The sequence below is a fragment of the Pseudomonas sp. Pseusp49 genome (assembly GCF_059491875.1).
Genome location: NZ_CP168514.1, coordinates 1,802,234 through 1,827,465, shown reverse-complemented (window position 1 = coordinate 1,827,465; position 25,232 = coordinate 1,802,234). Strand labels below are relative to the sequence as shown.

Here is a 25,232-nt window from a genome sequence, read left to right as displayed (position 1 = left end):
AACTCCTTAACGGTTCATGCTTTAACGTTCAAGAGCGAGCGCATCTTCAACTCGCACTCGAACAAAAATTCAAAGGCCTCGATCTGCCGCAGGGCATCGCTCATGCGCGCACCCCAGGTGTAGAGGCCATGCCCGCGAATCAGGTAGCCGACACAATCGGGATGGGCGTCCAGCCAAGGCTGCACCTTGGCGGCCAGGCGCGCAATGTCCTGATCGTTGTCGAAAATCGGCACACGCACCCGGGACTCGTGGGTCGTCACACCGCTGAAGGCTTTTTGCAGTTCGTAGTCTTCGAACTCGATGAAGTCTTGCGACGTCAGGCGTGACAGCACGGTGGCATTCACCGAATGGGTGTGCAGCACCGCGCCGATCTCCGGCCGCCAGCTGTAAAGCTGAGTGTGCAGCAGGGTTTCGGCGGACGGCTTCTTGCCAGGTTCCAGGCTATTGCCTGACAGGTCAGTGGCCAGCACGTCGTCCATGCCCAACTGGCCCTTGTGCTTGCCGGAGACGGTCAGCAAGGCTTCGGTCGGCGACAGACGGGTCGAGTAATTGCTGCTGGTGGCCGGCGACCAACCGCGGCCATAGAGAAAACGCCCGGCGTCGATGATTTCCTGGGCGAGGTGTTCACGGGTAAGGCTCATGGCCTGTCCTCTTGCATACATGTGGCAATGATAACGGCAGCCGCGAGCGCTGCGAGGCTGGCAATACTAAAGGTCAATGCGGCGCCAAGGGCATTCCAGCTATAGCCGGAATACAACGCACCCAATGCACCGCCGGTACCGGCCAGGGCGGCGTACAACGCCTGGCCCTGCCCTTGCTGGCGTGCGCCGAAGCTACGTTGCACGAATGAAATGGCAGCGGCGTGAAAGCTGCCGAACGTCGCCGCGTGCAACACCTGGGCAAACAACAGCACCCACAGAAACTCCGCGAGCGAGCCCAGCAATAGCCAACGCAGCGCCGCCAGCAGAAAACTGGCCATCAGTACCCGACGCAATGAGAAGCGCGTGAGGATCCTGCTCATGGCCATGAACATCAAAACTTCGGCCACCACGCCGACCGCCCAGAGCATGCCGATCACACCGCGGCTGTAGCCCAGCCGCTCAAGGTGCAGCGTCAAAAACGTGTAATACGGTCCATGGCTCATCTGCATCAGCGCCACGCAGGCGTAAAACGCCAATACACCGGGGCTGCGCAGTTGCTTGAGAAATCCGTCCCCCGCCACCCGGTTGCCCGGTGTCGGTTGGGCATTGGGCACCCACAGGCTGCTGAGCACGATGCCGGCCAGGATCAGCACCAGCGCCGCGGGGTAGATGTCGAGGCTCAGCTATTCGAACAGCCGGCCCAGCGCGACCACGGTGATGATGAAACCGATCGATCCCCACAGGCGAATCTGGCTGTAGCGCGAGGTCTGCCCCTGCAAGTGCGCCAGGGTGATGACTTCGAACTGCGGCAACACCGCGTGCCAGAAGAACGCATGCAAGGCCATGACCATCGCCAGCCAGGCGTAGGTCTTGCTGACGAAAATCAGCGAGAAGGTCAGCAGCGTGCACACCGCGCCAAAACGCACGATGGCCAGCCGCCGACCCGTGAAGTCGCCCAGCCAGCCCCAGATGTTCGGCGCCACGCAGCGCATCAGCATCGGGATCGCCACCAGCTCGCCGATGCGCGCGGCGCTGAATCCCAGGTGATCGAAATACAGCGCCAGAAACGGCGCTGTCGAACCGAGCAAGGCGAAATAGAACAGATAGAAACTGGAGAGCCGCCAGTACGGGAGCGCCGCAGTCGCCATCAGACGGCTGCGACCAGGAGGTCAGCCATTTACAGCTGACCCAGCACCGGCGTGCTCACACGCACATCGGCGTTCTGCCCACGGTGACGCAGCAGATGATCCATCAGCACGATGGCCATCATCGCCTCGGCGATCGGCGTGGCACGGATACCCACGCACGGGTCGTGACGGCCCTTGGTGATCACTTCTACCGGGTTGCCGTGGATGTCGATGGAACGGCCCGGCGTGGTGATGCTCGACGTCGGCTTCAGCGCCAGGTGCGCAACGATAGGCTGCCCGGAGGAAATACCGCCGAGAATGCCGCCGGCGTTGTTGCTGAGGAAACCTTCCGGAGTCATTTCATCGCGATGCTCGGTGCCGCGCTGGGCGACGCTGGCGAAACCGGCGCCGATTTCCACGCCTTTGACCGCGTTGATGCTCATCAGCGCATGGGCCAGTTCGGCATCGAGACGGTCGAAGATCGGTTCGCCCAGACCTGGCATCACACCTTCGGCCACCACGGTGATTTTCGCGCCGACCGAATCCTGGTCGCGGCGCAACTGGTCCATGTAGGCTTCCAGTTCCGGCACTTTGTCCGGGTCCGGGCTGAAGAAGGCGTTCTGCTCGACCGATTCCCAGGTCTTGAACGGGATTTCAATCGGCCCGAGCTGGCTCATGTAGCCGCGAATCACGATGCCCTGGCTGGCCAGGTATTTTTTCGCAATCGCACCGGCCGCGACGCGCATCGCGGTTTCGCGGGCCGAGCTGCGACCGCCACCACGGTAGTCGCGCTCACCGTACTTGTGGTGGTAGGTGTAGTCGGCGTGGGCCGGGCGGAACAGGTCCTTGATCGCCGAGTAGTCCTTGGATTTCTGGTCGGTGTTGCGGATCAACAGGCCGATGGCGCACCCCGTGGTGCGGCCTTCGAACACGCCAGAGAGGATTTCGACTTCGTCGGCTTCCTGGCGCTGGGTGGTGTGGCGGCTGGTGCCGGGCTTGCGGCGGTCCAGGTCACGCTGCAGATCCTCCAGGGATATCTCCAGGCCCGGCGGACAGCCATCGACAATGGCGACCAACGCCGGGCCATGGCTTTCGCCCGCGGTGGTGACAGTGAACAGCTTGCCGTAGGTATTGCCGGACATGCAGGACGCTCCGTGAAATGAACCTGAATACGTAATGCGCGCCAGTATACGCAGGCTACCCAAGTAGTTCATCCTCGAACCTTATGGGTGCCTGTGAGTCCAACCGGCATCTTCTTGATGATGGCGTGATGATGCTGCGAGTTCTAGCCTTGAGCCTTACCCTGATTTCCGGCTTCGCCCAGGCGACTGTCCTGCAACGGCCGATCACGTTGGACACCGGCACCGGCGAGCTTTTCGGCTCTTTGCTGCTGCCCAAGTCCGACAACCCGGTCCCCGTTGTCCTGATCATTTCCGGCTCCGGCCCTACGGATCGCGACGGCAACAACCCTGACGGCGGGCGTAACGACAGTCTCAAGCGCCTGGCCTGGGTACTGGCCAAACACAACATCGCCAGCGTGCGTTACGACAAGCGCGGTGTGGCAGCAAGCCTGGCCGCGACGCCTGACGAACGCAATCTGACGGTCGACGCGTACGTTTCCGACGCCGAGGCCTGGGGCCAGAAGCTCAAGACTGATCCGCGTTTCGGCAAACTGATCGTGCTCGGACACAGCGAAGGCGCCTTGATCGCCAGCCTGGCCGCGCCAACCATCGACGCCGATGCGGTGATTTCCGTCTCGGGCAGCGCGCGACCGGTCGATCAGGTGATCCGCCAGCAACTGGGCAATCGCCTGCCACCGCCGTTGTTGCTGCGCAGTAACCAGTTGCTCGACAGCCTCAAGGCCGGGAAGCCCGACGACAATGTGCCGCCCCCCTTGCAGGCCATTTTCCGTCCGAGCGTGCAGCCGTACCTGATTTCCCTGTTCCGCCAGGACCCGGCTGCAGCGTTTGGCCAATTGAAGATGCCAGCGCTGATCATCCAGGGCAGCAACGACATCCAGGTCGGCGTCAATGACGCCAGGCTGCTCAAGGCCGCCAAACCGGACGCCGAACTGGCACTGATCGAGGGCATGAACCACGTCATGCGCATCGTGCCCAACGACGTCAAACGTCAGCTGGCTTCCTACAAGGACCCGCAATTGCCCCTGGCGGCGGAACTGGGCACGCGAATCCTCGGGTTTATTGACGGACTTCGCACCAGTTAAGGTTTGCCCTCCAGTCTTGAAAAAAACGGCCGATAAGCCTTTGTCGCCAACACATTGGTTGGCGACAAGCTGAGCTTGGACAGGATCTCGCCGTTATGACTGACACCCAGACTTCAACCGACACCCCCGCTGAAACAGAAGCACCGCCAGCGGTCGAGCTGCCCTGGGCGGACGTCCACGTCGAGCACCACAAGATGCTCCGTCTGGCGCCGCTGCAGACTGACCGCAATACAGGCGGGCGCCCATTGCGCTTTGTCGAGTTCGGCTATGCCGAGCGCAACGACAAGGCGCACAGCCTGATGCGCATGAGCATCACCCTGCCCGCCCAGCGCGTGCGCAAGGAGCAGAATCATCTGGATGTGTGGGTCGATCACGCTGAAAAGCGCGTGCATTTCGGACCGGAAAGCGGATTGCAGGTCGAACCGCTGAACCGCGGCATCGGACGATTCATGATCGCCCAGGGCATCAACTGGGCGAAGAAGCGCTGGCCCACCTACACCGTCGACGGCTTCGACCTGAACAACAAGGAAGCGCTCAACGAAGACACCCGCCAGCGCCGGGATCATTTTTTGCGCATGCACGGTTTCGACGTGGTGTATGCCGATGCCCAGCATTTGAAAGGCAGCGTCAAAGCAGTCAAGGTCGGCGACCTCGCGGGGGACTGGAACAGCGAAAAACTGCAGGTCGTGGAGATTCTCGAGGCGGCACAGATGCTCCAGCAAGCCGAGCAGAACCTGGCCGAGCAGGAAGTCAAACTCAAGAAACACGAAGAGAAGGTCAGCAAATACAAACGCGAAGACGCCGGGCTGCGTTTCACCATTACGTGCCTGGTGGCGTTTGCGGTGTTTCAGGCGGGGTTGTTGATCTGGATTGCCACGCACCGCTGAATCAAAAGATCGCAGCCTGCGGCATTCCCTGTAGGAGCTGCCGCAGGCTGCGATCTTTTGCTTTCTAAACGCGGGAAGCGAACAACGCCTGATGCTCCCGGCACTGCTGCGCGCTCAGCATGAACACACCGTGACCACCGCGCTCGAACTCCAGCCAGGCGAAGTCGACTTCCGGGTACAACGCCTCGACGTGCACCTGGCTGTTGCCCACTTCGACAATCAGCAAGCCTTTCTCGGTCAGATGATCCGCCGCTTCGGCAAGCATGCGTCGCACCAGGTTCAAACCGTCATCGCCGCAGGCCAGGCCCAGTTCCGGTTCGTGCTGGTATTCGTCCGGCATGTCGGCGAAATCTTCCGCATCGACGTAGGGCGGGTTCGACACGATCAGGTCGAAACGTTGTCCCGGCAGGCCCTCGAAACCGTCCCCCTGCACCGTGTACACGCGCTCATCGACACCGTGGCGCTCGATGTTCTGGTTGGCCACTTCCAACGCTTCGAACGACAGGTCGGCCAGCACCACTTCGGCGTTCTGGAACTCGTAGGCGCAGGCGATGCCGATGCAGCCGGACCCGGTGCACAGGTCGAGAATCCGCGCCGGCTCGTTGGCCAGCCACGGGGTAAAACGGTTTTCGATCAGCTCGCCAATCGGCGAACGCGGAATCAGCACGCGCTCATCGACGATGAACGACATGCCGCAGAACCACGCCTCGCCCAGCAGGTAAGCGGTCGGTACGCGCTCTTCGATGCGGCGCTTGAGCAGCAGCTGCAAGTGGACCACTTCGTCTTCTTCCAGATTGCAGTCGAGGTAGCTGTCGGCGATTTCCCACGGCAGGTGCAGCGCGCCCAGCACCAGTTGACGGGCTTCGTCCCAGGCGTTGTCGGTGCCATGGCCGAAAAACAGATCCTCCCCATGAAAGCGGCTGACGGCCCAACGGATATGGTCACGCAGGGTGCGAAGGCGGGAAGTGATCACGACGGCAAACTCCAGAAAAATCGACGGGCGATTCTACCAGTCAAACGGCGCCACGACGACGCAGGAAAACGACCGACTCAAATGTAGGAGTTATCCGTTTTTTCGCCAGGCTATTGAACAAAACGTGACTATTGACAAGGCTAGAGGCCAGCAACCACGGCACCTACGATCGTAGCGATTCACATAACCGCTCAGCCAGAGGACAATGGCGCAAAAGCCCCACTCCAAGGAGCCCCAGAATGTCCGTTCCAAAAACGATGTTTCAACTCAGCGGCCGCGGTTATCCGGCAGCCAAACTGAGTCATGCGACCCTTATCATCATCGATGCCCAGAAAGAGTATTTGAGCGGGCCGCTGGCCCTCAGCGGCATGGATGAGGCCGTCGCGAACATCAAGCAGTTACTCGCCGCGGCCCGTGCCGCCGGGCGGCCGATCGTGCATGTCCGCCACCTCGGCACGCTCGGTGGCATGTTCAACCCGCAAGGCGTCGGTGGTGAATTCATTCCGGGTCTTGAGCCACAAAGCGACGAAACCATCATCGGCAAATTGCTGCCGAGCGCGTTCCACGGGACTGAACTGGCCAAACGCCTGGAGGACCTCGGCGCCCTCGACCTGATCGTCTGCGGCTTCATGAGTCACTCGAGCGTCAGCACCACTGTGCGCGCCGCGAAGAACCTGGGTTTCCGCTGCACGCTGATCGAAGACGCCTGCGCCACACGCGACCTTCCCTACAAGGGCGGTGTCCTGAGCGCCGCGCACGTTCATCAGACCGAAATGGCGATCATGGGCGACAACTTCGCCACCCTCGCGCTGACCTGTGAACTGATCTGATCGACGCTCAATGAGCGGCCTGGAGCGCCGCTCATCCGCAAAAACCTCGCATTTGCCGTAATTGTCATAGCCTCAGGAACATCCCGGTCAACTCCCGGTCGAAGGGCCGATACCCATTGAGGAAGGTCGGAATGAAGTTATCCGATGGTTTTGACGCTCGCCGCTTGCGGCCCAAAGGCCAACGCAACTGGCGTTTTAGAATCGGCGCGACGTTCGCGGCATTGCTGGCGATGTGCGGCGTGTTGCTCGCCATGGCCGGTGCCGCCGGCCTGCTCGGCCACGCTCCCGCCCTGGGAGAATTGAACACCAGCCGCACCGGTGCTGCCGTGATCCTGGCCATCGGCCTGTTCGTGCTTTACCTCGGTGTCTGGTTGTGGCGCCGTTGCCGCCGTCGCTCGCGGCAGTCGCGGGAACTGGCCATGTCTCCGCACCTGATGAAAAAACACGACTGAGCCAAGCACCGCGCGCGTTTTTGTCGCGCCCGATTCGCTTCGAGTTGGGTAAACTGGCCGCCCTTCGCGGAGGCTGACATGCAAGACGACGATTTTTCCCTGTTCAAAAGCGCGATCCAAGGCGTCAAGCCTATCAAGCACGATCGCGCCGAAACCGGCAAACCCAAGGCTGACCGTGCGCAGATTGCCAAACTGCGTCAAGCGGCCACCGTGCGCACCGAATCCACCACCGTTGACGGCCTGTCCGATCAATTCGTCATCGACGTCGGCCCTGAAGACGAGCTGATGTGGGCGCGTGATGGCGTGCAGGAAAGCCAGATGCGCAAGCTCAAGATCGGTCAGATTCCATTCGAAGGCAGCCTCGACCTGCACGGCATGAGCGTGGAAAAGGCCCGGGAAACCCTCTGGGCGTTCCTCGCCGAAGCAACCAGATTCGAAATCCGCTGCGTGCGCGTCACCCATGGCAAGGCAGTACGCCTGGACGGCAAGCGGCCGATGATCAAAAGCCACGTCAACACCTGGCTGCGCCAGCATCCGCAAGTGCTCGGCTTCACCTCGTGCCAGGCCAAACATGGCGGTGCCGGGGCGGTCTACGTGATGCTCAAACGCACCATGATGGAAGGTCGCGACGAGTAAAGCTGATGCGCCACGCTTGCAGCGTCGTGTCCGTCACCGTACCCTTGCCCTTTGCGTAAAATCCCACAGGTAGTTTCATGTCCCTGGAACAGAATTACACGGCGATCCTCGGCCAGCTCGGCGAGGACGTTTCCCGCGAAGGCCTGCTCGACACGCCAAAACGTGCCGCCAAAGCCATGCAGTACCTCTGCCGCGGCTATGAACAGACACTGGAAGAGGTCACCAACGGTGCCCTGTTCAGCTCCGACAACAGCGAAATGGTGCTGGTCAAGGACATCGAGTTGTACTCGTTGTGCGAACACCACCTGCTGCCGTTCATCGGCAAGGCGCACGTTGCCTACATCCCGAGCGGCAAGGTCCTGGGCCTGTCGAAGGTGGCGCGGATCGTCGACATGTACGCCCGCCGCCTGCAAATCCAGGAAAACCTCAGCCGCCAGATCGCCGATGCGGTCCAGCAAGTCACCGGCGCCCTGGGCGTTGCAGTGGTGATCGAGGCCAAGCACATGTGCATGATGATGCGCGGCGTGGAAAAGCAGAATTCGTCGATGATCACTTCGGTGATGCTCGGTGAATTCCGCGAGAACGCCGCCACCCGCAGCGAATTCCTCAGCCTCATCAAGTAATTCGCGGCACGAAGAAAACCGGCATTCATCGCCGGTTTTTTTTCGTCCGCGAAAAATCAGGTAAGCTGCGCGCCCTTCTTCATTTGCACCGTGAGGCTTTCAACGTGTTCGTAAAAGCGCTTCGTGTCGGCCTTGGCCAACTGATCATCTTCATCGACTTCCTGACTCGCCCAAGCAAAAAGCAGCGCCCTGCCGCCGCCCAGGCCCAGGTTGAATCCGCCGCCAAGGGGCTGACCCTGTATCAATTCCACGCCTGCCCGTTCTGCGTGAAGACTCGCCGCACCCTGCGCCGCCTGAACGTGCCGGTGGCTCTTCGCGATGCGAAGAACAACGAACAGGATCGCCAGGCTTTGCTCGAGCAAGGCGGCAAGATCAAGGTGCCGTGCCTGCGTATCGAAGAGAATGGCCAGACCACCTGGATGTATGAGTCCAAGGTGATCATTGATTATCTGGACAAGCGTTTCGCGGCGGCCTGATGTTTTTTCGTTGAGGCTGATGGCCCCATCGCTGGCAAGCCAGCTCCCACAGTGATCATGTCGACCACAATATTTGAGTACACCTCGGTAACTGTGGGAGCTGGCTTGCCAGCGATGGGGCCCGCTAAAGCGACACATGACTCAGACAAAAATAAACCGGCCCTTGCGCCGGTTTATTTGTTTTCAGGCCGCTTGCGCCGCCTGCGCCTGTCGCACCACCGCCGCCAGCCGCTTGAGCCCCTCCTCCAGCCGCGCCGGGTCAATGTGGCTGAAGTTCAACCGCAAATACCCGTGATGCTTGTCCGGCTCGGGGAAGAACGGCTCGCCCGGCATGAACGCCACGTCGTTGGCCAACGCCGCATTGAGCAAGGTTCGAGTGTCCAGCGGCTGCTTGAGTTTCAACCAGAAAAACAGCCCGCCCTGTGGTTCGTTCCAGTTCGCCAGATCAGAGAAGTGGGTTTGCAGTGCCAGCTGGAACGCATCCCGGCGCACCCGGTAAAAATCCCGTAGCTCACTGCGATGCTGCTGATACTTCTCGGTTCCGATCCATTGCAGCGCCTGCCACTGGCCTACCCGGTTGGTGTGCAGGTCCGCCGACTGCTTGAGTTTCAACAGATGGGGAAACAGGTCCGGGCTGGCAATCAGATAGCCAACGCGCAAACCCGGCAACAGGGTTTTCGACACGGTCCCGGTGTAGATCCAGCTGGCTTTTTTCAAACGACCGGCAATCGGCGTGGCGCTGCCACCGTCGAAGGTCAGCTCGCGATAAGGCTCGTCTTCGATCAGGGTGACGCCGAACTCGTCGAGCAGTGCTGCCACCGCGTCGCGTTTGGCTTCGCTGTAACGTACCGCCGAAGGATTCTGGAAGGTCGGGATCAGGTAGATGAAGGCCGGGCGGTGTTGCTCCAGGCGAGCGCGCAGTTCTGCCAGGTTCGGCCCGTCAGCCTCCAGCGGCACGGTCAGGCAATTGGCGCCGAACAGCTGAAAAATCTGCAATGCCGCCAGATAAGTCGGCGCTTCGAGCAGGATTTCGGTGCCCTTGTCGATGTAGAGCTTGGCGGCCAGATCCAGAGTTTGCTGTGAACCACTGACCACCAGTACCTGGCTTGCCTCACATGCCACACCCAACGCTCGCGCCTCGGCGGCCAGCGCCTCACGCAGAGCCGGTTCGCCCTCGCTCATGCCGTATTGCCCCATGGAAAGCGGCATCTCGGCCCAATCAACCTTCGGCAACATGGCTTCGGCAGGCAAACCGCCGGCAAACGACATCACCTGCGGGCGCTGGGCCGCGGCAAGGATTTCACGGATCAAAGAACTTTTAAGGCGTGAGACACGTTCGGAAAAAGCCATGGGGATCACCGGTAGCGAGGCATGTGGAAAATGAGTCAAACTTGTTGACCGAAATTACGCTTCTTCGAATGGATACATCAACATGCTTGACCTTAAAAACCCGCTTTCCCAACAGCAAGCCATGGAAGCGTTTTTCTTCGGCTACCAGGCTTTCACCGCCAAGGCCGATGAAATGCTCGAGCGCCGTGGCCTGAGCCGTGTGCATCAACGCATCGTGTTTTTCATCGCCCGCTATCCGAACCTGAGCGTCAAGGAACTGCTGGCCTTGCTTGGCGTGAGCAAGCAGGCGCTGAACATGCCGTTGCGGCAATTGTTGGAGATGCATCTGGTCGAGAGCGTCGCGTCCGAGACGGACAAGCGTAAGCGTCTGCTGGAGTTGACAGCGGAAGGCGCGCGGTTTGAGCAGGCATTGAGGCGTGAGCAGGTGAAATTGCTGGAGCGGGTGTTTGCCGAGGCTGGGGAGACAGCGGTGAATGGGTGGTTGGCGGTGAATCTGGCGTTGGGGAAAAGTCAGGCGCATACCGACTGAATTGCTGATTTTGATGCTGCCTGATCCGGCCTCTTCGCGAGCAAGCCCTACAGTGATGGATGGTGTCCACAAATCTTGTGCCTGACCGGGTTTCCTGTGGGAGCGGGCTTGCTCGCGAAGGGGCCGGAACAGGCGATATATCCCTAAAGCCAAACTTTTCGTCGACAAAATCAAAAACATTATTTGCTTTCTTTGTATACAAAAGCATAATCCACTTCGTGCGAGTTCCTGACCAAGCGGTCAACAAATTCGCAAGTGCCTCAAAGGGCCGCTGCCACCCTCATGGGTCCGGCCCTGGAAATAACAATAAAACTCTTGAGGAGTATTCGCTGTGGAAAGCCGCAAATCCGAAGCATCGACGCTGGATCTCTCGCCGCCACTACGCACTGGCTTGCTGGAGCGTCTGTTCAAACTCAGCTTGCACGGCACCACGGTGAAGACCGAGCTGATTGCCGGTCTGACAACCTTCATCACGATGGCTTACATCATTTTCGTCAACCCCAACATCATGGCCGACGCCGGGATCGATCACGGTGCGGCATTCGTCGCCACCTGCATCGCCGCAGCACTCGGTTGCCTGTTGATGGGCCTGTACGCCAACTGGCCGGTAGGCCTGGCGCCAGGCATGGGGCTCAACGCCTTCTTCACCTACACCGTGGTCGGCACCATGGGCTACAACTGGGAAACCGCCCTCGGCGCGGTGTTTGTGTCCGGTGTGTTGTTCATGATCCTGACCTTCTCGCGAATCCGCGAATGGCTGCTCAACAGCATCCCGGTCAGCCTGCGCTTCGCCATGGGCGCCGGCGTGGGTCTGTTCCTGGGGCTGATCGGCCTGAAAACCGCGGGTATCGTCGTCGATAGCCCGGCCACGCTGATCAAGCTCGGCTCCCTGCGCGAACCCGGCCCGCTGCTCGCCGCCGTGTGCTTCCTGATGATCGCCATCCTCAGCTATCACAAGGTGTTCGGCGCGATCCTCATCAGCATCATCACCGTGACCCTCGCTGGCTGGGGTCTGGGCCTGGTGCACTACGAGGGCATCATGTCGGCTCCACCGAGCCTTGCCCCTACCTTCATGGCCATGAACGTCGCCGGCGTGTTCAACGTCAGCATGATCAGCGTGGTCCTGGCGTTCCTCTTCGTACACATGTTCGACACCGCCGGCACCTTGATGGGGGTTGCCCAGCGCGCCAACCTGGTGGGCGCTGACGGCCGCATCGAAAACCTCTCCCGCGCCATGAAAGCCGACAGTGCTTCCAGCGTATTCGGTGCGGTGGTGGGTGTTCCGCCAGTGACCAGCTACGTGGAAAGTGCTGCCGGTGTCGCTGCGGGTGGTCGGACTGGTCTTACCGCAGTCACCGTGGGTGTGCTATTTATAGCGGCAATGTTTTTCGCACCACTGGCCGGCATGATTCCCGCCTATGCCACCGCTGGCGCACTGATTTATGTGGCAATGCTGATGATGGGCGGCATGGCCCACATCGAATGGGATGAAGCGACCGACAGCATCCCGGCGATCGTCACCGCAATCATGATGCCTCTGACCTTTTCGGTCGCCGATGGCATCGCGCTGGGCTTCATCACCTACGTGGCGTTGAAGGCCGGCACCGGCAAGTACAAGGAAATCTCCGTCAGCCTGTGGGTGCTCTGCGCGATCTTCATCGCCAAGTTCATCTTCCTGTAAGCCTTTCGCGGGACCCGCTTCAAAACAGCCTCACCCCGTCGGGTGAGGCTTTTGTGCAAATGGAGGAAAGTGATGAGTCTGGAAACCTGGCTGCTGTTCAGCGGCGCTGCGCTGATAGTGATCCTGATCCCGGGGCCGCTGTCTTTGCTGATGATCAGCAACAGTCTGAATTACGGCCTGCGCCGCTCTTACCCGGCCTTTCTCGGCGGCGTGTCCGCATCGATCTGCCTGCTGAGTGCTTCGGCGCTAGGCCTGGGTGCGTTGTTGCTGGCGTCGGAACAGCTGTTCAGCGCACTGAAGATTCTGGGTGCCCTTTACCTGTTCTACCTCGCCTGGCAGAGCTGGCAGCAATCACGCCTGCCTTCCCATGGCGCTGAAGTGCCACAGGCCGCGCCGGTGCCACGCTTTCGTGCGCTGTTCGGACGTGCGTTCATGCTGGGCGCCAGCAACCCGAAGGACATCCTGTTCTTTGCCGCTTTCCTGCCGCAGTTCTTGAGTGCCGAACAGCCGTTCCTGCCGCAGCTGCTGGTGATGATTGCGACCTGGACCCTGCTCGATCTGCTGTGCAAGCTCGCATACGGCCTCGGCGCCCATGGTGCGGCGCGGTATCTGCGCAGCGGCAAGGGGCAGAGCTGGTTTAACCGGATCAGTGCGGGGTTGTTCAGTGGCGCGGGGGCTGCGTCCCTGTTGAGCCGCTAAACAGCAAGAGCAAAAGATCGCAGCCTTCGGCAGCTCCTACGCGGATATGTAGGAGCTGCCGAAGGTTGCGATCTTTTGATTTTTTCACAGACGAAAAAAAGCCCGCAGTGTGAGCGGGCGAAAGACCAAAGAAGCTATATGCGCAGTCGCTTCCAGGGTGCAGCAGCTGCTTGGGGGATCAGCTGCCGCGATAGGTGGAGTAGCTGTAAGGCGAAATCAACAACGGCACGTGGTAGTGATCCTGCTCGGCAGAGATGCCGAAGCGCAGCACCACGACATCCAGGAAGGCCGGCTCCGGCAGCTTGACGCCGCGGGCGCGGTAGTAGTCGCCGGCATGAAACTGAACCTGGTAGACCCCGGTGCGGTAGTCATCGCCTTGCAGCAGCGGTGCATCGACACGGCCATCGCTGTTGGTTATCGCGCTGGCGACCAATTCCAGGTGCGATCCTTCAACGCGGTACAACTCGACCTTGATCGAGCTGCCCGGGCAACCGTGTGCTGCATCCAAAACGTGTGTAGTCAAACGTCCCATTGATTCTGCGCGCCTGCCTGCGTGGAGCAGTCAGACTTCGCGCCTCCCGAAGTCAGTTGAAAAGGAGACCGCACCGATTCGGAGCACGAAAAGTTGCGGCGAGCGACTGATTAAGACACTTTTCAAAAAAATTGTACACAATAAAAACGACATTTTTCGCGCCATACCCGGCACCTGCACATTTACCGCCGATTTCCCGCCGAACAGCACGCTCCATGAACCCTTCATCAAATTACTGACCAGTCAGGCAGATTTCTTGCAGGCTCACGCCAATAGCAGTAAAAGATGACCGTCGGTTAAAAATGCGAAAATTCAGGCTTACAAAGTGAATATAAAGTTGTATACAATCAGCCCATCGCTGTGACGCCAGCCTGCCACCCAATCTTCAGCTGCGTCACACCAACCGTCATCATCGAACAAGAAGGAAGCCTGCAGTGAGCGCTGACTACCCACGCGACCTGGTCGGTTACGGCAGTAACCCTCCTCATCCACACTGGCCGGGCAATGCCCGCATAGCCCTGTCGTTCGTACTCAATTACGAAGAAGGCGGCGAGCGCAACATCCTGCACGGCGACAAAGAATCCGAAGCCTTCCTCTCGGAAATGGTGTCTGCCCAGCCGCTGCAAGGCGCGCGCAACATGAGCATGGAATCCCTTTACGAGTATGGCAGCCGTGCCGGCGTATGGCGGATCCTGAAGCTGTTCAAGGAATTCGACATTCCGCTGACCATCTTCGCCGTGGCCATGGCCGCCCAGCGTCACCCGGACGTGATCCGCGCCATGGTCGATGCCGGCCACGAGATCTGCAGCCACGGCTACCGCTGGATCGACTACCAGTACATGGATGAAAACCAGGAACGCGAGCACATGCTCGAAGCGATCCGCATCCTCACCGAAATCACCGGTGAACGCCCACTGGGCTGGTACACCGGCCGCACGGGTCCGAACACCCGTCGCCTGGTAATGGAAGAAGGCGGTTTCCTCTACGACTGCGACACCTACGACGACGACCTGCCCTACTGGGAACCGAACAACCCGACCGGCAAGCCGCACCTGGTGATTCCGTACACCCTGGACACCAACGACATGCGTTTCACCCAGGTCCAGGGTTTCAACAAGGGCGACGACTTCTTCGAATACCTCAAGGATGCGTTCGACGTGCTCTACGCCGAAGGCGCCGAAGCACCGAAGATGCTGTCGATCGGCCTGCACTGCCGCCTGATCGGCCGTCCGGCGCGTCTGGCTTCGCTCAAGCGCTTTATCGAATACGCTAAAAGTCATGAACAGGTGTGGTTCAGCCGTCGCGTCGACATCGCGCGCCACTGGCAGGAAACCCACCCGTACCAAGGGGCCGCAAAATGAGCGCCTTTCAAACATTGAAACCCTCGACCTTGAGCCGCGACGCCTTCGTCAAAGCCTTCGCCGACACCTACGAACATTCGCCATGGGTGGCCGAAAAGGCCTTCGACCTGGGCCAGGACGCCTCGATCGACGAGATTGAAACCCTGCACCAGCGCATGAGCGACATCCTGTTGAGCGCCGATCACGCCAGCCAGTTGGCTCTGATCAACGCTCACCCGGACCTGGCCGGCAAAGCCGCCGTCCAGGGCCAGTTGACCGAAGCCAGCACTAATGAACAGGCTGGCGCCGGTATTCATCAATGCACGGCCGAAGAGTTCCAGCGCTTCACCGAGCTGAACGACGCTTACAAAGCCAAGTTCAAGTTTCCCTTCATCATGGCGGTAAAAGGCAGCAACCGGCATCAGATCCTCGCAGCGTTCGAAACGCGCATCCACAACCCGGTCGACACCGAGTTCAAGTGCGCGCTGGCGGAGATCAACAAGATCGCCCTGTTCCGATTACTGACCCTATAGCAAGCCTGGCCCAGCGATTTCATGAACGCCGAAGCCGCCCAGGGCCTTGCAAGCATCCCAAGCCAACTTATTAAAGGCAGACAAGAAGAATGAAAGCTTACGCCGTACCTTTCGAGAAGTTCGTCAACCTGGCCGACGCCCGCCTGGGCACCAAAATCATCTCGGTCACCGATGACTGGTTCGCAGACGCCAACCGTCTGTTCCAACCGACCCCGGCCGTATGGAAGGAGGGCGTGTTCGATGACAACGGCAAGTGGATGGACGGCTGGGAATCGCGCCGCAAGCGCTTCGAAGGCTTCGACAGCGCCGTGATCCGCCTGGGCGTACCGGGTTCTATCAAGGGCGTCGACATCGACACTTCATTCTTCACCGGCAACTTCCCACCATCGGCGTCCCTGGAAGCCTGCTTCCTGGCGTCGGGCGAGCCTGATGAAAACACCCAGTGGACTGAAGTGCTGTCCGCCGTCGAGCTGCAAGGCAACAGCCATCACTACCACGAAATCAGCAACGACCAGGCCTTCAGCCACCTGCGCTTCAACATCTACCCGGATGGCGGCGTGGCCCGTCTGCGTGTGTACGGCGTGCCGTTCCGCGACTGGTCGGCCATCGGCGACAACGAGCAAGTCGACCTGGCAGCCGCCCTCAACGGTGGCCGCGCCCTCGCCTGCTCCGATGAACACTTCGGCCGCATGAGCAACATCCTCAACCCGGGCCGTGGCATCAACATGGGCGACGGCTGGGAAACCGCGCGTCGCCGTACCCCGGGCAATGACTGGGTCATCGTCGCGCTGGGACATGCCGGTGAAGTCGAGAAAGTCATCGTCGACACCCTGCACTTCAAGGGCAACTACCCGGACAGCTGCTCGATCCAGGGCGCTTTCGTGAAGGGCGGCACCGACAGCCAGATCGAAACCCAATCGCTGTTCTGGCGTGAACTGCTGCCAAGCCAAAAGCTGGAAATGCACGCCGAACACACCTTCGCCGAGCAGATCAAGGCACTGGGCCCGATCACCCACATCCGCCTGAACGTGTTCCCGGATGGTGGTGTGAGCCGCCTGCGCGTTTTGGGCAAGGTCGCTAAATAAGCGCCAACCCCAAACCCGTGTAGGAGCTGCCGCAGGCTGCGATCTTTTGATCTTGATCTTAAAAAGCAAAGTCAAAAGATCGCAGGCTTCGCCAGCTCCTACAGGGATCGCGCAAGACACGCGAGCAAGTGAACCAACAACACAGAATTCGGATAAAACAGCATGCGCACACTGACGATTGAACCGCTGACCAAAGAAGCCTTCGCCCCTTTCGGTGACGTGATCGAAACCGACGGCAGCGATCACTTCATGATCAACAACGGTTCGACCATGCGCTTCCATAAACTGGCGACGGTCGAAACCGCTACGCCAGAGGACAACGCGATCATCAGCATCTTCCGCGCCGACGCGCAGGACATGCCGCTGACCGTCAGCATGCTGGAGCGCCATCCGCTGGGCAGCCAGGCTTTCATTCCGCTGCTCGGCAACCCCTTTCTGATCGTGGTCGCGCCACTTGGCGATGAACCTGTATCAGGCTTGGTCCGCGCCTTCGTCACCAACGGCAGGCAGGGCATTAATTACCATCGCGGCGTCTGGCACCACCCGGTGCTGACGATCGAAAAGCGGGATGACTTCCTGGTGGTTGATCGCAGTGGCACAGGCAATAACTGCGATGAGCATTTTTTCAAAGAGGATGAGCGTTTGATCCTCGCCCCCCACCAATAAGAGAAGGTCCGATCACTCGACAACAAGAGTGACGGGCGAGAGGTAAAGACTGTGGAAGCACATCTGTTGGAATGGCTGAACCTGAGCGTGCGCTGGGTTCACATGATTACTGGCGTGGCCTGGATCGGTGCGTCGTTCTATTTCGTCTGGCTGGAAAACAACCTCAACCGGGTCAACCCGAGAACCGGCCTGGCCGGCGATTTGTGGGCGATCCACGGCGGCGGCATCTACCACCTGGAAAAATACAAGCTGGCTCCACCGACCATGCCGGACAACCTGCACTGGTTCAAATGGGAAGCCTACTTCACCTGGATGTCGGGGATCGCGCTGCTGTGCGTGGTGTTCTACTCCAACCCGACGCTCTACCTGCTGGCTCCGGGCAGCACCCTGAGCGGCCCTGAAGGCGTGGCCATCGGTATCGGCTCGCTGTTCATCGGCTGGTTCGTCTACTCCTTCCTGTGCGACTCGGCCCTGGGCAAACGGCCTGCCCTGCTAGGTGGAATCCTGTTCGTGCTGATCATCGGCGCGGCCTACGGCTTCAGCAAAGTGTTCAGCGGTCGCGGTGCGTACCTGCACGTCGGCGCGATCATCGGCACCATCATGGTCGGCAACGTGTTCCGCATCATCATGCCGGCACAGCGCGCACTGGTGGCGGCGATCGCCGAGAACCGCACGCCGGATCCGGCCCTGCCGGCCAAAGGCCTACTGCGTTCGCGTCACAACAACTACTTCACCTTGCCGGTGCTGTTCATCATGATCAGCAACCACTTCCCGAGCACCTACGGCAGCCAGTACAACTGGTTGATCCTGGCCGGAATCGCGGTACTGGCAGTGTTGGTGCGTCACTACTTCAACACCCGTCATGACAGCCACAAGTTTGCCTGGACGCTTCCAGTTGCAGCCGTCGGCATGATCAGCCTGGCTTACGTCACCGGCCCTGCACCGCTGAACAGCCCGGAAGTGGCCAAGGCACCCGCGAAGATCGAATACCAGCCGCTGCCGGAAACCGCAGTGGGCGGTGGTTTGAAACCCGCTGAAGCCAAACCTGCAGAAACGCCAGCCGCTCCGGCGCAAGCGTCCAACGCCGGCCCAGGCTTTGACAAAGTGCACAGCGTGATTCAGGAACGTTGCGCGGTTTGCCACTCGGCCAAGCCCACCAGCCCGCTGTTCAGTGCGGCCCCTGCCGGTGTGATGTTCGACACCCCCGAGCAGATCCGCCAGAACGCACCGCGGATCCAGGCGCAAGCCGTCACCAGCCAGATCATGCCACTGGGCAACATCACGCAGATGACCCAGCAGGAACGTGACCTGATCGGTGCCTGGATTGTGCAGGGAGCCCAGACCAACTGATCGTTAAAAGCTTCGCGAGCAGGCTCGCTCCCACACAGGCAACACAGATCCTGTGGGAGCGGGCTTGCCCGCGAAAGCGTCAGGTCAGTCAACAACGAAGTTGAATGTTATGGCCTCTTCGCGAGCAAGCCCGCTCCCACAGGTTTGCCTGACGCACAAAATCACAAGAATAAAAAAGATCCGAGGTGTTGCATGTCCGAGCTATCCGCAGCGCGCATCCCCGACGCACCCGCCATTCAGCGTTTGCCCCTCTTGCAACTGATCCTGGTCGGTTTGCAACATGTTCTGCTGATGTACGGTGGCGCCATCGCGGTGCCGCTGATCATCGGACAGGCCGCTGGCCTGAGTCGTGAAGAAATCGCCTTTCTGATCAACGCCGACCTGCTGGTGGCCGGCATTGCCACCATCGTCCAGTCCCTCGGCATCGGCCCCATGGGCATTCGCATGCCGGTGATGATGGGGGCCAGTTTCGCCGCCGTCGGCAGCATGGTCGCCATGGCCGGCATGCCCGGTATCGGCCTGCAAGGGATCTTCGGCGCGACCATCGCCGCCGGATTCTTCGGCATGCTCATCGCGCCGTTCATGTCCAAGGTCGTGCGCTTCTTCCCCCCTCTGGTGACCGGCACGGTCATCACCTCGATCGGTTTGTCGCTGTTCCCCGTGGCCGTGAACTGGGCCGGCGGCGGTGCCAGCGCCGCTCAATTCGGCTCGCCGATCTACCTGACCATCGCCGCCCTGGTGCTGGGCACCATCCTGTTGGTCCACCGTTTCATGCGCGGCTTCTGGGTCAATATTTCCGTGCTGATCGGCATGTGCCTGGGCTACGTGCTCTGCGGCCTGCTCGGCATGGTCGACCTCAGCGGCATGGCGCAGGCGCCATGGCTGCAATTCGTCACCCCGCTGCACTTCGGCATGCCGAAATTCGAACTCGCACCGATCCTGTCGATGTGCCTGGTGGTGGTGATCATTTTCGTCGAGTCCACCGGGATGTTTCTTGCGCTGGGCAAGATCACCGGCCAGGAGGTCTGCCCACGGATGCTGCGGCGCGGCTTGCTGTGCGATGCCGGCGCCTCGTTCTTCGCCGGGTTCTTCAACACGTTCACCCACTCCTCCTTTGCCCAGAACATCGGCCTGGTGCAGATGACCGGTGTGCGCTGCCGCTCCGTGACCATCGTCGCCGGCGGTTTGCTGATCGTCCTGAGCCTGCTCCCCAAGGCCGCGTTCCTGGTGGCCTCGATCCCGCCGGCCGTTCTGGGCGGCGCAGCGATTGCGATGTTCGGCATGGTCGCCGCCACCGGGATCAAGATTCTCCAGGAAGCCGACATCGGTGACCGTCGCAACCAGTTGCTGGTGGCGGTGAGCATCGGCATGGGCCTGATCCCGGTGGTGCGCCCGGAGTTTTTCGCCCACCTGCCCGTTTGGATGAGCCCGATCACCCACAGCGGCATCGCCATGGCCACCCTCAGCGCGCTGACGCTGAACCTGCTGTTCAACATCCTCGGTGGCGCCGAACGCGCGTCCATCAACGACTGCCATGCACACCCCCATTGATAGCCCTTTGAAAAGCTTTTGTGGCGAGGGGGCTTGCCCCCGTTCGGCTGCGAAGCAGTCGTAAATTCAATCAATTCGATCTGCCTGAAAGGACATCGGGGGCCGCTTCGCGCCCCAACGGGGGCAAGCCCCCTCGCCACAGAAAAATAAAAACAAGAGGGAGCAACAGATGATTCGGACACAAACCAACCTGCTGTTGGGTGCTGGCCTGCTGGCTGCGAGTCAGGCCATGGCCGGCGATTTACTGCTGTGGCAGACCAACAGCCTGAGCTATCTGTACGGCAAGGACTTCGTGGTCAACCCGTCGATCCAGCAGACGATAACCTTCGAACACGCCGATCGCTGGAAATACGGCGACAACTTCATGTTCATCGACAGCACCTACTACAACGGCGAGAAAGACCGGAACAAAGGCGTCCACGCCTACTACGGCGAGTTCAGCCCGCGCCTCTCCCTGGGCAAGATCCTCGACCGTCGCTTCGAATTCGGCCCGATCAAGGACGTGCTGCTGGCCATGACCTACGAGAACGGCGAAGACGACACCGAGGCCTACCTGATCGGCCCCGGATTCGACCTCGCGGTACCGGGCTTCAATTTTTTCACCCTGAACTTCTACTACCGCCAGACCGAAGGCTCGCGTCCCGGCGACGATGTCTGGCAGATCACGCCGGCCTGGTCCTTCACCCTGCCATTGGGCAACTCGAACCTGTTGATCGACGGCTACATGGACTGGGTCGTGGATAACGACCAGAACGCCCATGGCACCTATCACGCCAACCTGCACTTCAACCCGCAGATCAAGTACGACCTGGGCAAAGCCCTGGGCTGGCGGGAGAAACAGGTGTACGTCGGCGCCGAATACAGCTACTGGAAAGACAAGTACGGCATCGAAAACAGCGGCAAATTCGACACCAATGAAAACACCACCAGCCTGCTGGTGAAGGTGCATTTCTGATGTTGCCCCGCAACCGTGCGCCAAACCTGTCGTCGGTGCGCCGTTGCGGAGCACTTGAGACCTGGCCGAGGAGTCAGTATTCTCCGCGGCCGCCCGAATCCGGTTTAAAAAAAAGCCCGGATGTAAAACCTGACCAGCAGGCCAACTTATCCCGGCGCTGGCAGGCACCAAGGCACCCCAAAACCCCTCTCAATCGACTGCTCTTGAGCCGTCGAGCGGGAGTTTTTTTGCTTTTTGAAAGCCTTGGCTCAGCTCTTGCTAACAGCACCAAAGCTGACCGATTGGATGATTTTTTACCGCTACGGAAACAGGCGCCACACCAGAGCGCCGACCTTAAAAAAATAACGTGGAACCACCTACTTTTTGGGAGCAACCGAATGAAACGTACGTGCACTAGCCTGATGCTGGCGGGGTCGATGCTGGCCGGGGGCCAGGCCATGGCCGGCGATTTGCTGCAGTGGCAGACCAACAGCCTGACCTACCTGTATGGCAAGGACTTCCAGGTCAACCCGCGCATCCAGCAGACGGTGACCTTCGAACACGCCGATGGCTGGAAGTACGGCGACAACTTCTTCTTCATCGACAAGATCTTCTACAACGGCAAGGAAGACGCCTTTGCGGGCAAGAACACCCACTATGGCGAGCTCAGCCCGCGCCTGTCGTTCAACAAGATCTTCGACCAGAAGTTCGAGTTAGGCCCGATCAAGGACGTCCTGCTGGCCATGACCTACGAGTTCGGTGAAGACGACACCGAGTCGTACCTGATCGGTCCGGGTTTCGACCTGGCCATTCCGGGCTTCGACTACTTCCAGTTGAACTTCTACAACCGTCACACCGAAGGCGACCGCCCGGGCGACAACATCTGGCAGGTCTCGCCGGTCTGGTCCTACACCATCCCGGTGGGTGAATCGGACGTGCTGATCGACGGTTTCATGGACTGGGTCGTCGACAACGACGTCAACAGCAAAGGCGAATACCACGCCAACCTGCACTTCAACCCACAGGTCAAATACGACCTGGGCAAGGCGCTGAACCTGGGTGCCAAGCAGTTGTACGTCGGTGTCGAGTATGACTACTGGAAAAACAAGTACGGGATTGAAGACAGCCAGGGCTTCAAGACGGATCAGAGCGTGACCAGTTTCCTGGTCAAGGTTCACTTCTAAAACACAGTACCGAACCACTCAGCACCTCCTCGATTGAAGGTGCTGAGGCCTAAAAATCTTCCTTAATATCTTTCTGAAATATTTATGCAACCGATGCTCTGCGGCTTGGTCGGACATTCGACCAACCACCGCTACTATCGATATTGCGACGATACCCACCAAAAAATATGCTATGCATATCGCGATCTTCGACCCCATTGATTGAGCGTGGATGCTTGCTTCCAAAAAACAACTGTGTGGGAACTGAATATTCTTTCTCCCTGAGCACTTCACCATCGCTTGGAAGGTGCAGATTACTTATCATCATCTCAGGCCCAGTCATGTACATCGTCAACCGAAGGCGACTGTAAAGCCCAGTGCCTGGTGTACTTCTTTTTTTATCCCATCCAAAGTTTCTTCGCCCAAAACGTGCAGCAAACTCATCAGAATATGAGTAAACGACTCGATCCAACAACTTTCCTCCAAGGGAAGACTGAGGCACTGCTGCAATCACGGCATTAGAGGTTTCATCACCTCTGATATGCGCCATGAATCCATGAACAGCATTTAACTCACCCACAGCTCCGGCAACCGCTACATCACCGTCCATGTAAATACCGCCATACACGTAGGTTGCTGCCAATCTAAAAATATCACTCGCTGCTGCGAAATTCTTATGAGGCCCGCTACTCTCACGATAAAATAAAGACTCTATTTTCTTGGCGTCGGGATATACTTCAGCCAACGCGTCAAACACTATAGATGGACTTGAGATATTTAACGCCCCTCCTTCTCTGAAGGCAAGCTCACGCTCAGCTGGATCCATGCCATCTACCATCTCAGCAACCGTATCCAAAACCCGTGAGACCTTGCTTGTCCAAACAGAAACTTTGTGTTCAGGATTGAGATTCTTGAACATCAATACATTACGCAAGAACCAGTTTGGAACGTCACCACCATCCCAATAAAAATGCGCTATGGCAGGCACCGCATTTTTACCCTTCGAATCTACAAAATTAATTGGATTATTAAATAGCAACATGAACAGATTAGTACCATTAACATCCCCCGCAGGATCCGCACTCACCCACCGCTGCAACCACGGTGCGTAATACCGAAACCCATAACAATAAAGCCCGGTCGCATCCCGCTCTTTACCCGAGTAACGAATTGTCTTGTACTCAGCTTCGGTCTCGCTTGCCCCCGCCCACACCGCCGTCCCGCCAAACAGGTAATAGACCTCCCGACTCAGCAGCGCACCCAACTCATCCAGTTCCAGCGTGCACGAGCTCAGATGGTCACTCAGGCAAAAACGCAGTTGATCATTGCGTACGCCCTTGGGCAATTTCTCAACCCAGTGCAAGGCCCTTACACGGCCAAGCCCCGCCTCGACACCGAGCACATGCCGCTCTTCGCCAGTAGCCGTATCCCGATGGATTTCCAGCCCCGGCAAGTAACGAATTTCAGCACGCAGTGTGCGACGAGCCGTCTCGGTGAGTCGGACTTTTCTCAGTCGATGCCCTGGACTGTCGTAGAAATAACACTCGGTATCGTCGGGCCCATCCTCACGCCGCACCATCGTCACACGACTCAATTGATTGCGAATGTCCCAACTCATTGCCTGGCCGCGCAACAGTTCCCGCTGATTGCCATTGGCATCAAAGCCATCCGCCAGATTGCCTTCCTCCGCAACGCTGCGATTGCTGGCGGTCGAGGTAAACATCTCAAACGTTTGCGCACCGCTATGGTGACGAGTCTGCAAATTTCCGGCAGCGTCGTAGTTGAAGGATTGGATGTAATTGCGCAGCTGGTTAGGGTCCAGCGGTGTGGTTTGCCAGGCAGGTAATGCAGGACGATGACAGGGCTGGCTGACTTCCCGGCCAGTGGCTTCAACCAGTTGATACAGGCTGTCATAGCGATAGCGATTGATCGGGTCGATCCGCTGATGATTGAAGTAACGCGTCAGCGCCACCTTGTCTTCGACACTTGAGATATTGCCGACCGGATCGTAGGCATATTCGAGGTGCTGAAGCGGCGCGGCCCGGACATCGCAAGAGAGCAATCCGGCCAACCGCCCATCTTCAGCCGCGTACCGGGCTGCAGTCAGGACGCCATTTGCCGCAAGCTCACTTTCAACCTTGCCAAGGGCGTCATATCGGATGTCACCCACCAGCACCTGAGGAGGGCCAGAAGCGCCAGCCAACCTCAGTCGGATTTCCAGCAACTCGCCAGACAGGTTGTAAGCGAAGGTACGCAGGTTTTCCCTGGCGTCCGTCTGGCAGAGCATTTCCCCTGAAGGCCCATGCTGTTGAACCGTCCTGAAAACCTCGTCCTCCAGGCGCGCATCGGCGGATTCGGCCGACCAATCCGGCGGGGCCAGATCGAGCGTGAAGCGGGTTTCTTCCGCCAGAAGCCAACCACCCACGCCATATTCGCAAAGGCTGTGCCGGCCAGCAGGATGGTCATGGCGAATCAGTTGGCCACATTGGTTATAAACAGCAGACTCTTCTCCCACACCGCCGTAAGCAAAACGCTCGGAGACGCGTGACATCTCATCCTTCATCTGCTCAGTCACGGTCGTCGGACGCAGAAGCTCGTCGTACCCAGTGTGCCGCTGGCTTCCGCGACCGTCCCAGAACGAACGCGCCATACCAGCCTGATCCAGCAAACTCAGTTGCCAACCGGCATCGACGCTGTCCACCAGCAGAGGCTGATTTTTCAGGTTGTGCGTCGTGACGAAGTTCGGTTTTGGCGCCGTGCCCCACAATCGCGGGTCCCAGGAAGCCACCAGCCGTCCGGCAGCGTCAAAGTGATTGCGGGTGATGCGAGTCTCAATGGACGGGTTCCGCGGATGACGGCAATAGGCGACAGTTCGCACAGCCAAACCGCGCGAATCCACCACCGACAGGCTCGGTGTGTGAGCATCAATCCATTGTGCAGCCGCCATCTT

The 25,232-nt window shown here is 59.3% G+C and carries 24 protein-coding genes and 1 pseudogene; 18 read left to right on the top strand and 7 right to left on the bottom strand.

Annotated elements, in window-relative coordinates:
• Positions 1 to 14 precede the first annotated feature (14 nt).
• The 3 genes and pseudogenes from ACEN83_RS08165 to aroC all read right to left on the bottom strand — a co-directional run bounded on the left by ACEN83_RS08165 (position 15) and on the right by aroC (position 2,910).
• Positions 15 to 641 carry a methylthioribulose 1-phosphate dehydratase gene (locus tag ACEN83_RS08165; RefSeq protein ID WP_495579954.1) on the bottom strand — a complete coding sequence of 209 codons (627 nt, stop codon included), beginning with the start codon at positions 639 to 641 and terminating at the stop codon, positions 15 to 17.
• A pseudogene (locus tag ACEN83_RS08160) lies at positions 638 to 1,789 on the bottom strand (MFS transporter). The gene ACEN83_RS08165 and the pseudogene ACEN83_RS08160 overlap by 4 nt, the downstream one beginning before the upstream one ends.
• Positions 1,790 to 1,818: 29 nt before the next feature.
• Complete coding sequence (aroC, locus tag ACEN83_RS08155) at positions 1,819 to 2,910, bottom strand: chorismate synthase (RefSeq protein WP_007974902.1); 1,092 nt, start codon at positions 2,908 to 2,910, stop codon at positions 1,819 to 1,821.
• Between the two features lie 83 nt (positions 2,911 to 2,993).
• On the opposite strand from aroC, the gene ACEN83_RS08150 reads away from it, so the two are divergent.
• Positions 2,994 to 3,992 carry an alpha/beta hydrolase gene (locus ACEN83_RS08150; protein WP_429392668.1) on the top strand — a complete coding sequence of 333 codons (999 nt, stop codon included), beginning with the start codon at positions 2,994 to 2,996 and terminating at the stop codon, positions 3,990 to 3,992.
• A gap of 95 nt (positions 3,993 to 4,087) precedes the next feature.
• Positions 4,088 to 4,879 carry a hypothetical protein gene (locus tag ACEN83_RS08145; RefSeq protein ID WP_495579953.1) on the top strand — a complete coding sequence of 264 codons (792 nt, stop codon included), beginning with the start codon at positions 4,088 to 4,090 and terminating at the stop codon, positions 4,877 to 4,879.
• A 64-nt stretch (positions 4,880 to 4,943) separates the two neighbouring features.
• Here ACEN83_RS08145 and prmB read toward each other — a convergent pair whose 3' ends face one another.
• Positions 4,944 to 5,852 (bottom strand): 50S ribosomal protein L3 N(5)-glutamine methyltransferase, encoded by a 909-nt coding sequence (prmB, locus tag ACEN83_RS08140; protein WP_495579952.1) that lies wholly within the window; start codon positions 5,850 to 5,852, stop codon positions 4,944 to 4,946.
• A gap of 239 nt (positions 5,853 to 6,091) precedes the next feature.
• On the opposite strand from prmB, the gene ACEN83_RS08135 reads away from it, so the two are divergent.
• The 5 genes from ACEN83_RS08135 (at position 6,092) to ACEN83_RS08115 (ending at position 8,869) form a co-directional block, all read left to right on the top strand.
• Entirely contained in the window at positions 6,092 to 6,682 is a 591-nt protein-coding gene (locus ACEN83_RS08135; protein WP_007974909.1) for a cysteine hydrolase family protein, read from the top strand.
• 131 nt (positions 6,683 to 6,813) lie between these two features.
• A complete protein-coding gene (locus tag ACEN83_RS08130; protein ID WP_007974911.1) occupies positions 6,814 to 7,134 on the top strand; it encodes a hypothetical protein in 321 nt (106 codons plus the stop codon).
• A 78-nt stretch (positions 7,135 to 7,212) separates the two neighbouring features.
• On the top strand, positions 7,213 to 7,770 hold the full coding sequence (locus tag ACEN83_RS08125) for a Smr/MutS family protein (protein ID WP_007974913.1): 558 nt from the start codon (positions 7,213 to 7,215) through the stop codon (positions 7,768 to 7,770).
• A 77-nt stretch (positions 7,771 to 7,847) separates the two neighbouring features.
• The gene (gene folE, locus ACEN83_RS08120) at positions 7,848 to 8,393 is read left to right on the top strand and encodes a GTP cyclohydrolase I FolE (RefSeq protein ID WP_003204506.1); all 546 of its coding nucleotides are present in this window, start codon (positions 7,848 to 7,850) and stop codon (positions 8,391 to 8,393) included.
• A 104-nt stretch (positions 8,394 to 8,497) separates the two neighbouring features.
• Entirely contained in the window at positions 8,498 to 8,869 is a 372-nt protein-coding gene (locus ACEN83_RS08115) for a glutathione S-transferase N-terminal domain-containing protein (protein ID WP_007974915.1), read from the top strand.
• A gap of 183 nt (positions 8,870 to 9,052) precedes the next feature.
• Here the strand turns inward: ACEN83_RS08115 and ACEN83_RS08110 are convergent, their stop codons facing one another.
• Complete coding sequence (locus ACEN83_RS08110; RefSeq protein WP_495579951.1) at positions 9,053 to 10,219, bottom strand: aminotransferase-like domain-containing protein; 1,167 nt, start codon at positions 10,217 to 10,219, stop codon at positions 9,053 to 9,055.
• An 82-nt stretch (positions 10,220 to 10,301) separates the two neighbouring features.
• On the opposite strand from ACEN83_RS08110, the gene ACEN83_RS08105 reads away from it, so the two are divergent.
• From ACEN83_RS08105 to ACEN83_RS08095, 3 genes are all read left to right on the top strand, one after another.
• Positions 10,302 to 10,748 (top strand): MarR family winged helix-turn-helix transcriptional regulator, encoded by a 447-nt coding sequence (locus ACEN83_RS08105; RefSeq protein WP_102700129.1) that lies wholly within the window; start codon positions 10,302 to 10,304, stop codon positions 10,746 to 10,748.
• 331 nt (positions 10,749 to 11,079) lie between these two features.
• Positions 11,080 to 12,429 carry an NCS2 family permease gene (locus tag ACEN83_RS08100; RefSeq protein WP_116582370.1) on the top strand — a complete coding sequence of 450 codons (1,350 nt, stop codon included), beginning with the start codon at positions 11,080 to 11,082 and terminating at the stop codon, positions 12,427 to 12,429.
• 72 nt (positions 12,430 to 12,501) lie between these two features.
• On the top strand, positions 12,502 to 13,128 hold the full coding sequence (locus ACEN83_RS08095) for a LysE family translocator (RefSeq protein ID WP_116582369.1): 627 nt from the start codon (positions 12,502 to 12,504) through the stop codon (positions 13,126 to 13,128).
• A gap of 178 nt (positions 13,129 to 13,306) precedes the next feature.
• Here ACEN83_RS08095 and uraH read toward each other — a convergent pair whose 3' ends face one another.
• Complete coding sequence (gene uraH, locus ACEN83_RS08090; RefSeq protein ID WP_007974925.1) at positions 13,307 to 13,660, bottom strand: hydroxyisourate hydrolase; 354 nt, start codon at positions 13,658 to 13,660, stop codon at positions 13,307 to 13,309.
• Positions 13,661 to 14,094: 434 nt separating this feature from the next.
• On the opposite strand from uraH, the gene puuE reads away from it, so the two are divergent.
• From puuE to ACEN83_RS08050, 8 genes are all read left to right on the top strand, one after another.
• Positions 14,095 to 15,021: an allantoinase PuuE gene (gene puuE / locus ACEN83_RS08085; RefSeq protein ID WP_102673301.1), complete on the top strand. Its 927-nt coding sequence runs from the start codon at positions 14,095 to 14,097 to the stop codon at positions 15,019 to 15,021.
• The gene (gene uraD, locus ACEN83_RS08080) at positions 15,018 to 15,533 is read left to right on the top strand and encodes a 2-oxo-4-hydroxy-4-carboxy-5-ureidoimidazoline decarboxylase (RefSeq protein WP_495579950.1); all 516 of its coding nucleotides are present in this window, start codon (positions 15,018 to 15,020) and stop codon (positions 15,531 to 15,533) included. The genes puuE and uraD overlap by 4 nt, the downstream gene beginning before the upstream one ends.
• Positions 15,534 to 15,622: 89 nt before the next feature.
• Complete coding sequence (alc, locus tag ACEN83_RS08075; protein WP_007974931.1) at positions 15,623 to 16,618, top strand: allantoicase; 996 nt, start codon at positions 15,623 to 15,625, stop codon at positions 16,616 to 16,618.
• Positions 16,619 to 16,780: 162 nt separating this feature from the next.
• On the top strand, positions 16,781 to 17,284 hold the full coding sequence (locus ACEN83_RS08070; protein ID WP_007960046.1) for an ureidoglycolate lyase: 504 nt from the start codon (positions 16,781 to 16,783) through the stop codon (positions 17,282 to 17,284).
• A gap of 51 nt (positions 17,285 to 17,335) precedes the next feature.
• Positions 17,336 to 18,634, top strand: a complete 1,299-nt coding sequence (locus ACEN83_RS08065; protein ID WP_495579949.1) for a urate hydroxylase PuuD — start codon at positions 17,336 to 17,338, stop codon at positions 18,632 to 18,634.
• A gap of 192 nt (positions 18,635 to 18,826) precedes the next feature.
• Positions 18,827 to 20,185, top strand: a complete 1,359-nt coding sequence (locus ACEN83_RS08060) for a nucleobase:cation symporter-2 family protein (RefSeq protein ID WP_495579948.1) — start codon at positions 18,827 to 18,829, stop codon at positions 20,183 to 20,185.
• 169 nt (positions 20,186 to 20,354) lie between these two features.
• A complete protein-coding gene (locus tag ACEN83_RS08055) occupies positions 20,355 to 21,140 on the top strand; it encodes an outer membrane protein OmpK (protein WP_102699325.1) in 786 nt (261 codons plus the stop codon).
• A gap of 377 nt (positions 21,141 to 21,517) precedes the next feature.
• Entirely contained in the window at positions 21,518 to 22,303 is a 786-nt protein-coding gene (locus tag ACEN83_RS08050; RefSeq protein ID WP_116582365.1) for an outer membrane protein OmpK, read from the top strand.
• A gap of 82 nt (positions 22,304 to 22,385) precedes the next feature.
• Here the strand turns inward: ACEN83_RS08050 and ACEN83_RS08045 are convergent, their stop codons facing one another.
• A complete protein-coding gene (locus ACEN83_RS08045) occupies positions 22,386 to 25,229 on the bottom strand; it encodes an RHS repeat-associated core domain-containing protein (RefSeq protein WP_495579947.1) in 2,844 nt (947 codons plus the stop codon).
• Positions 25,230 to 25,232: the final 3 nt, after the last annotated feature.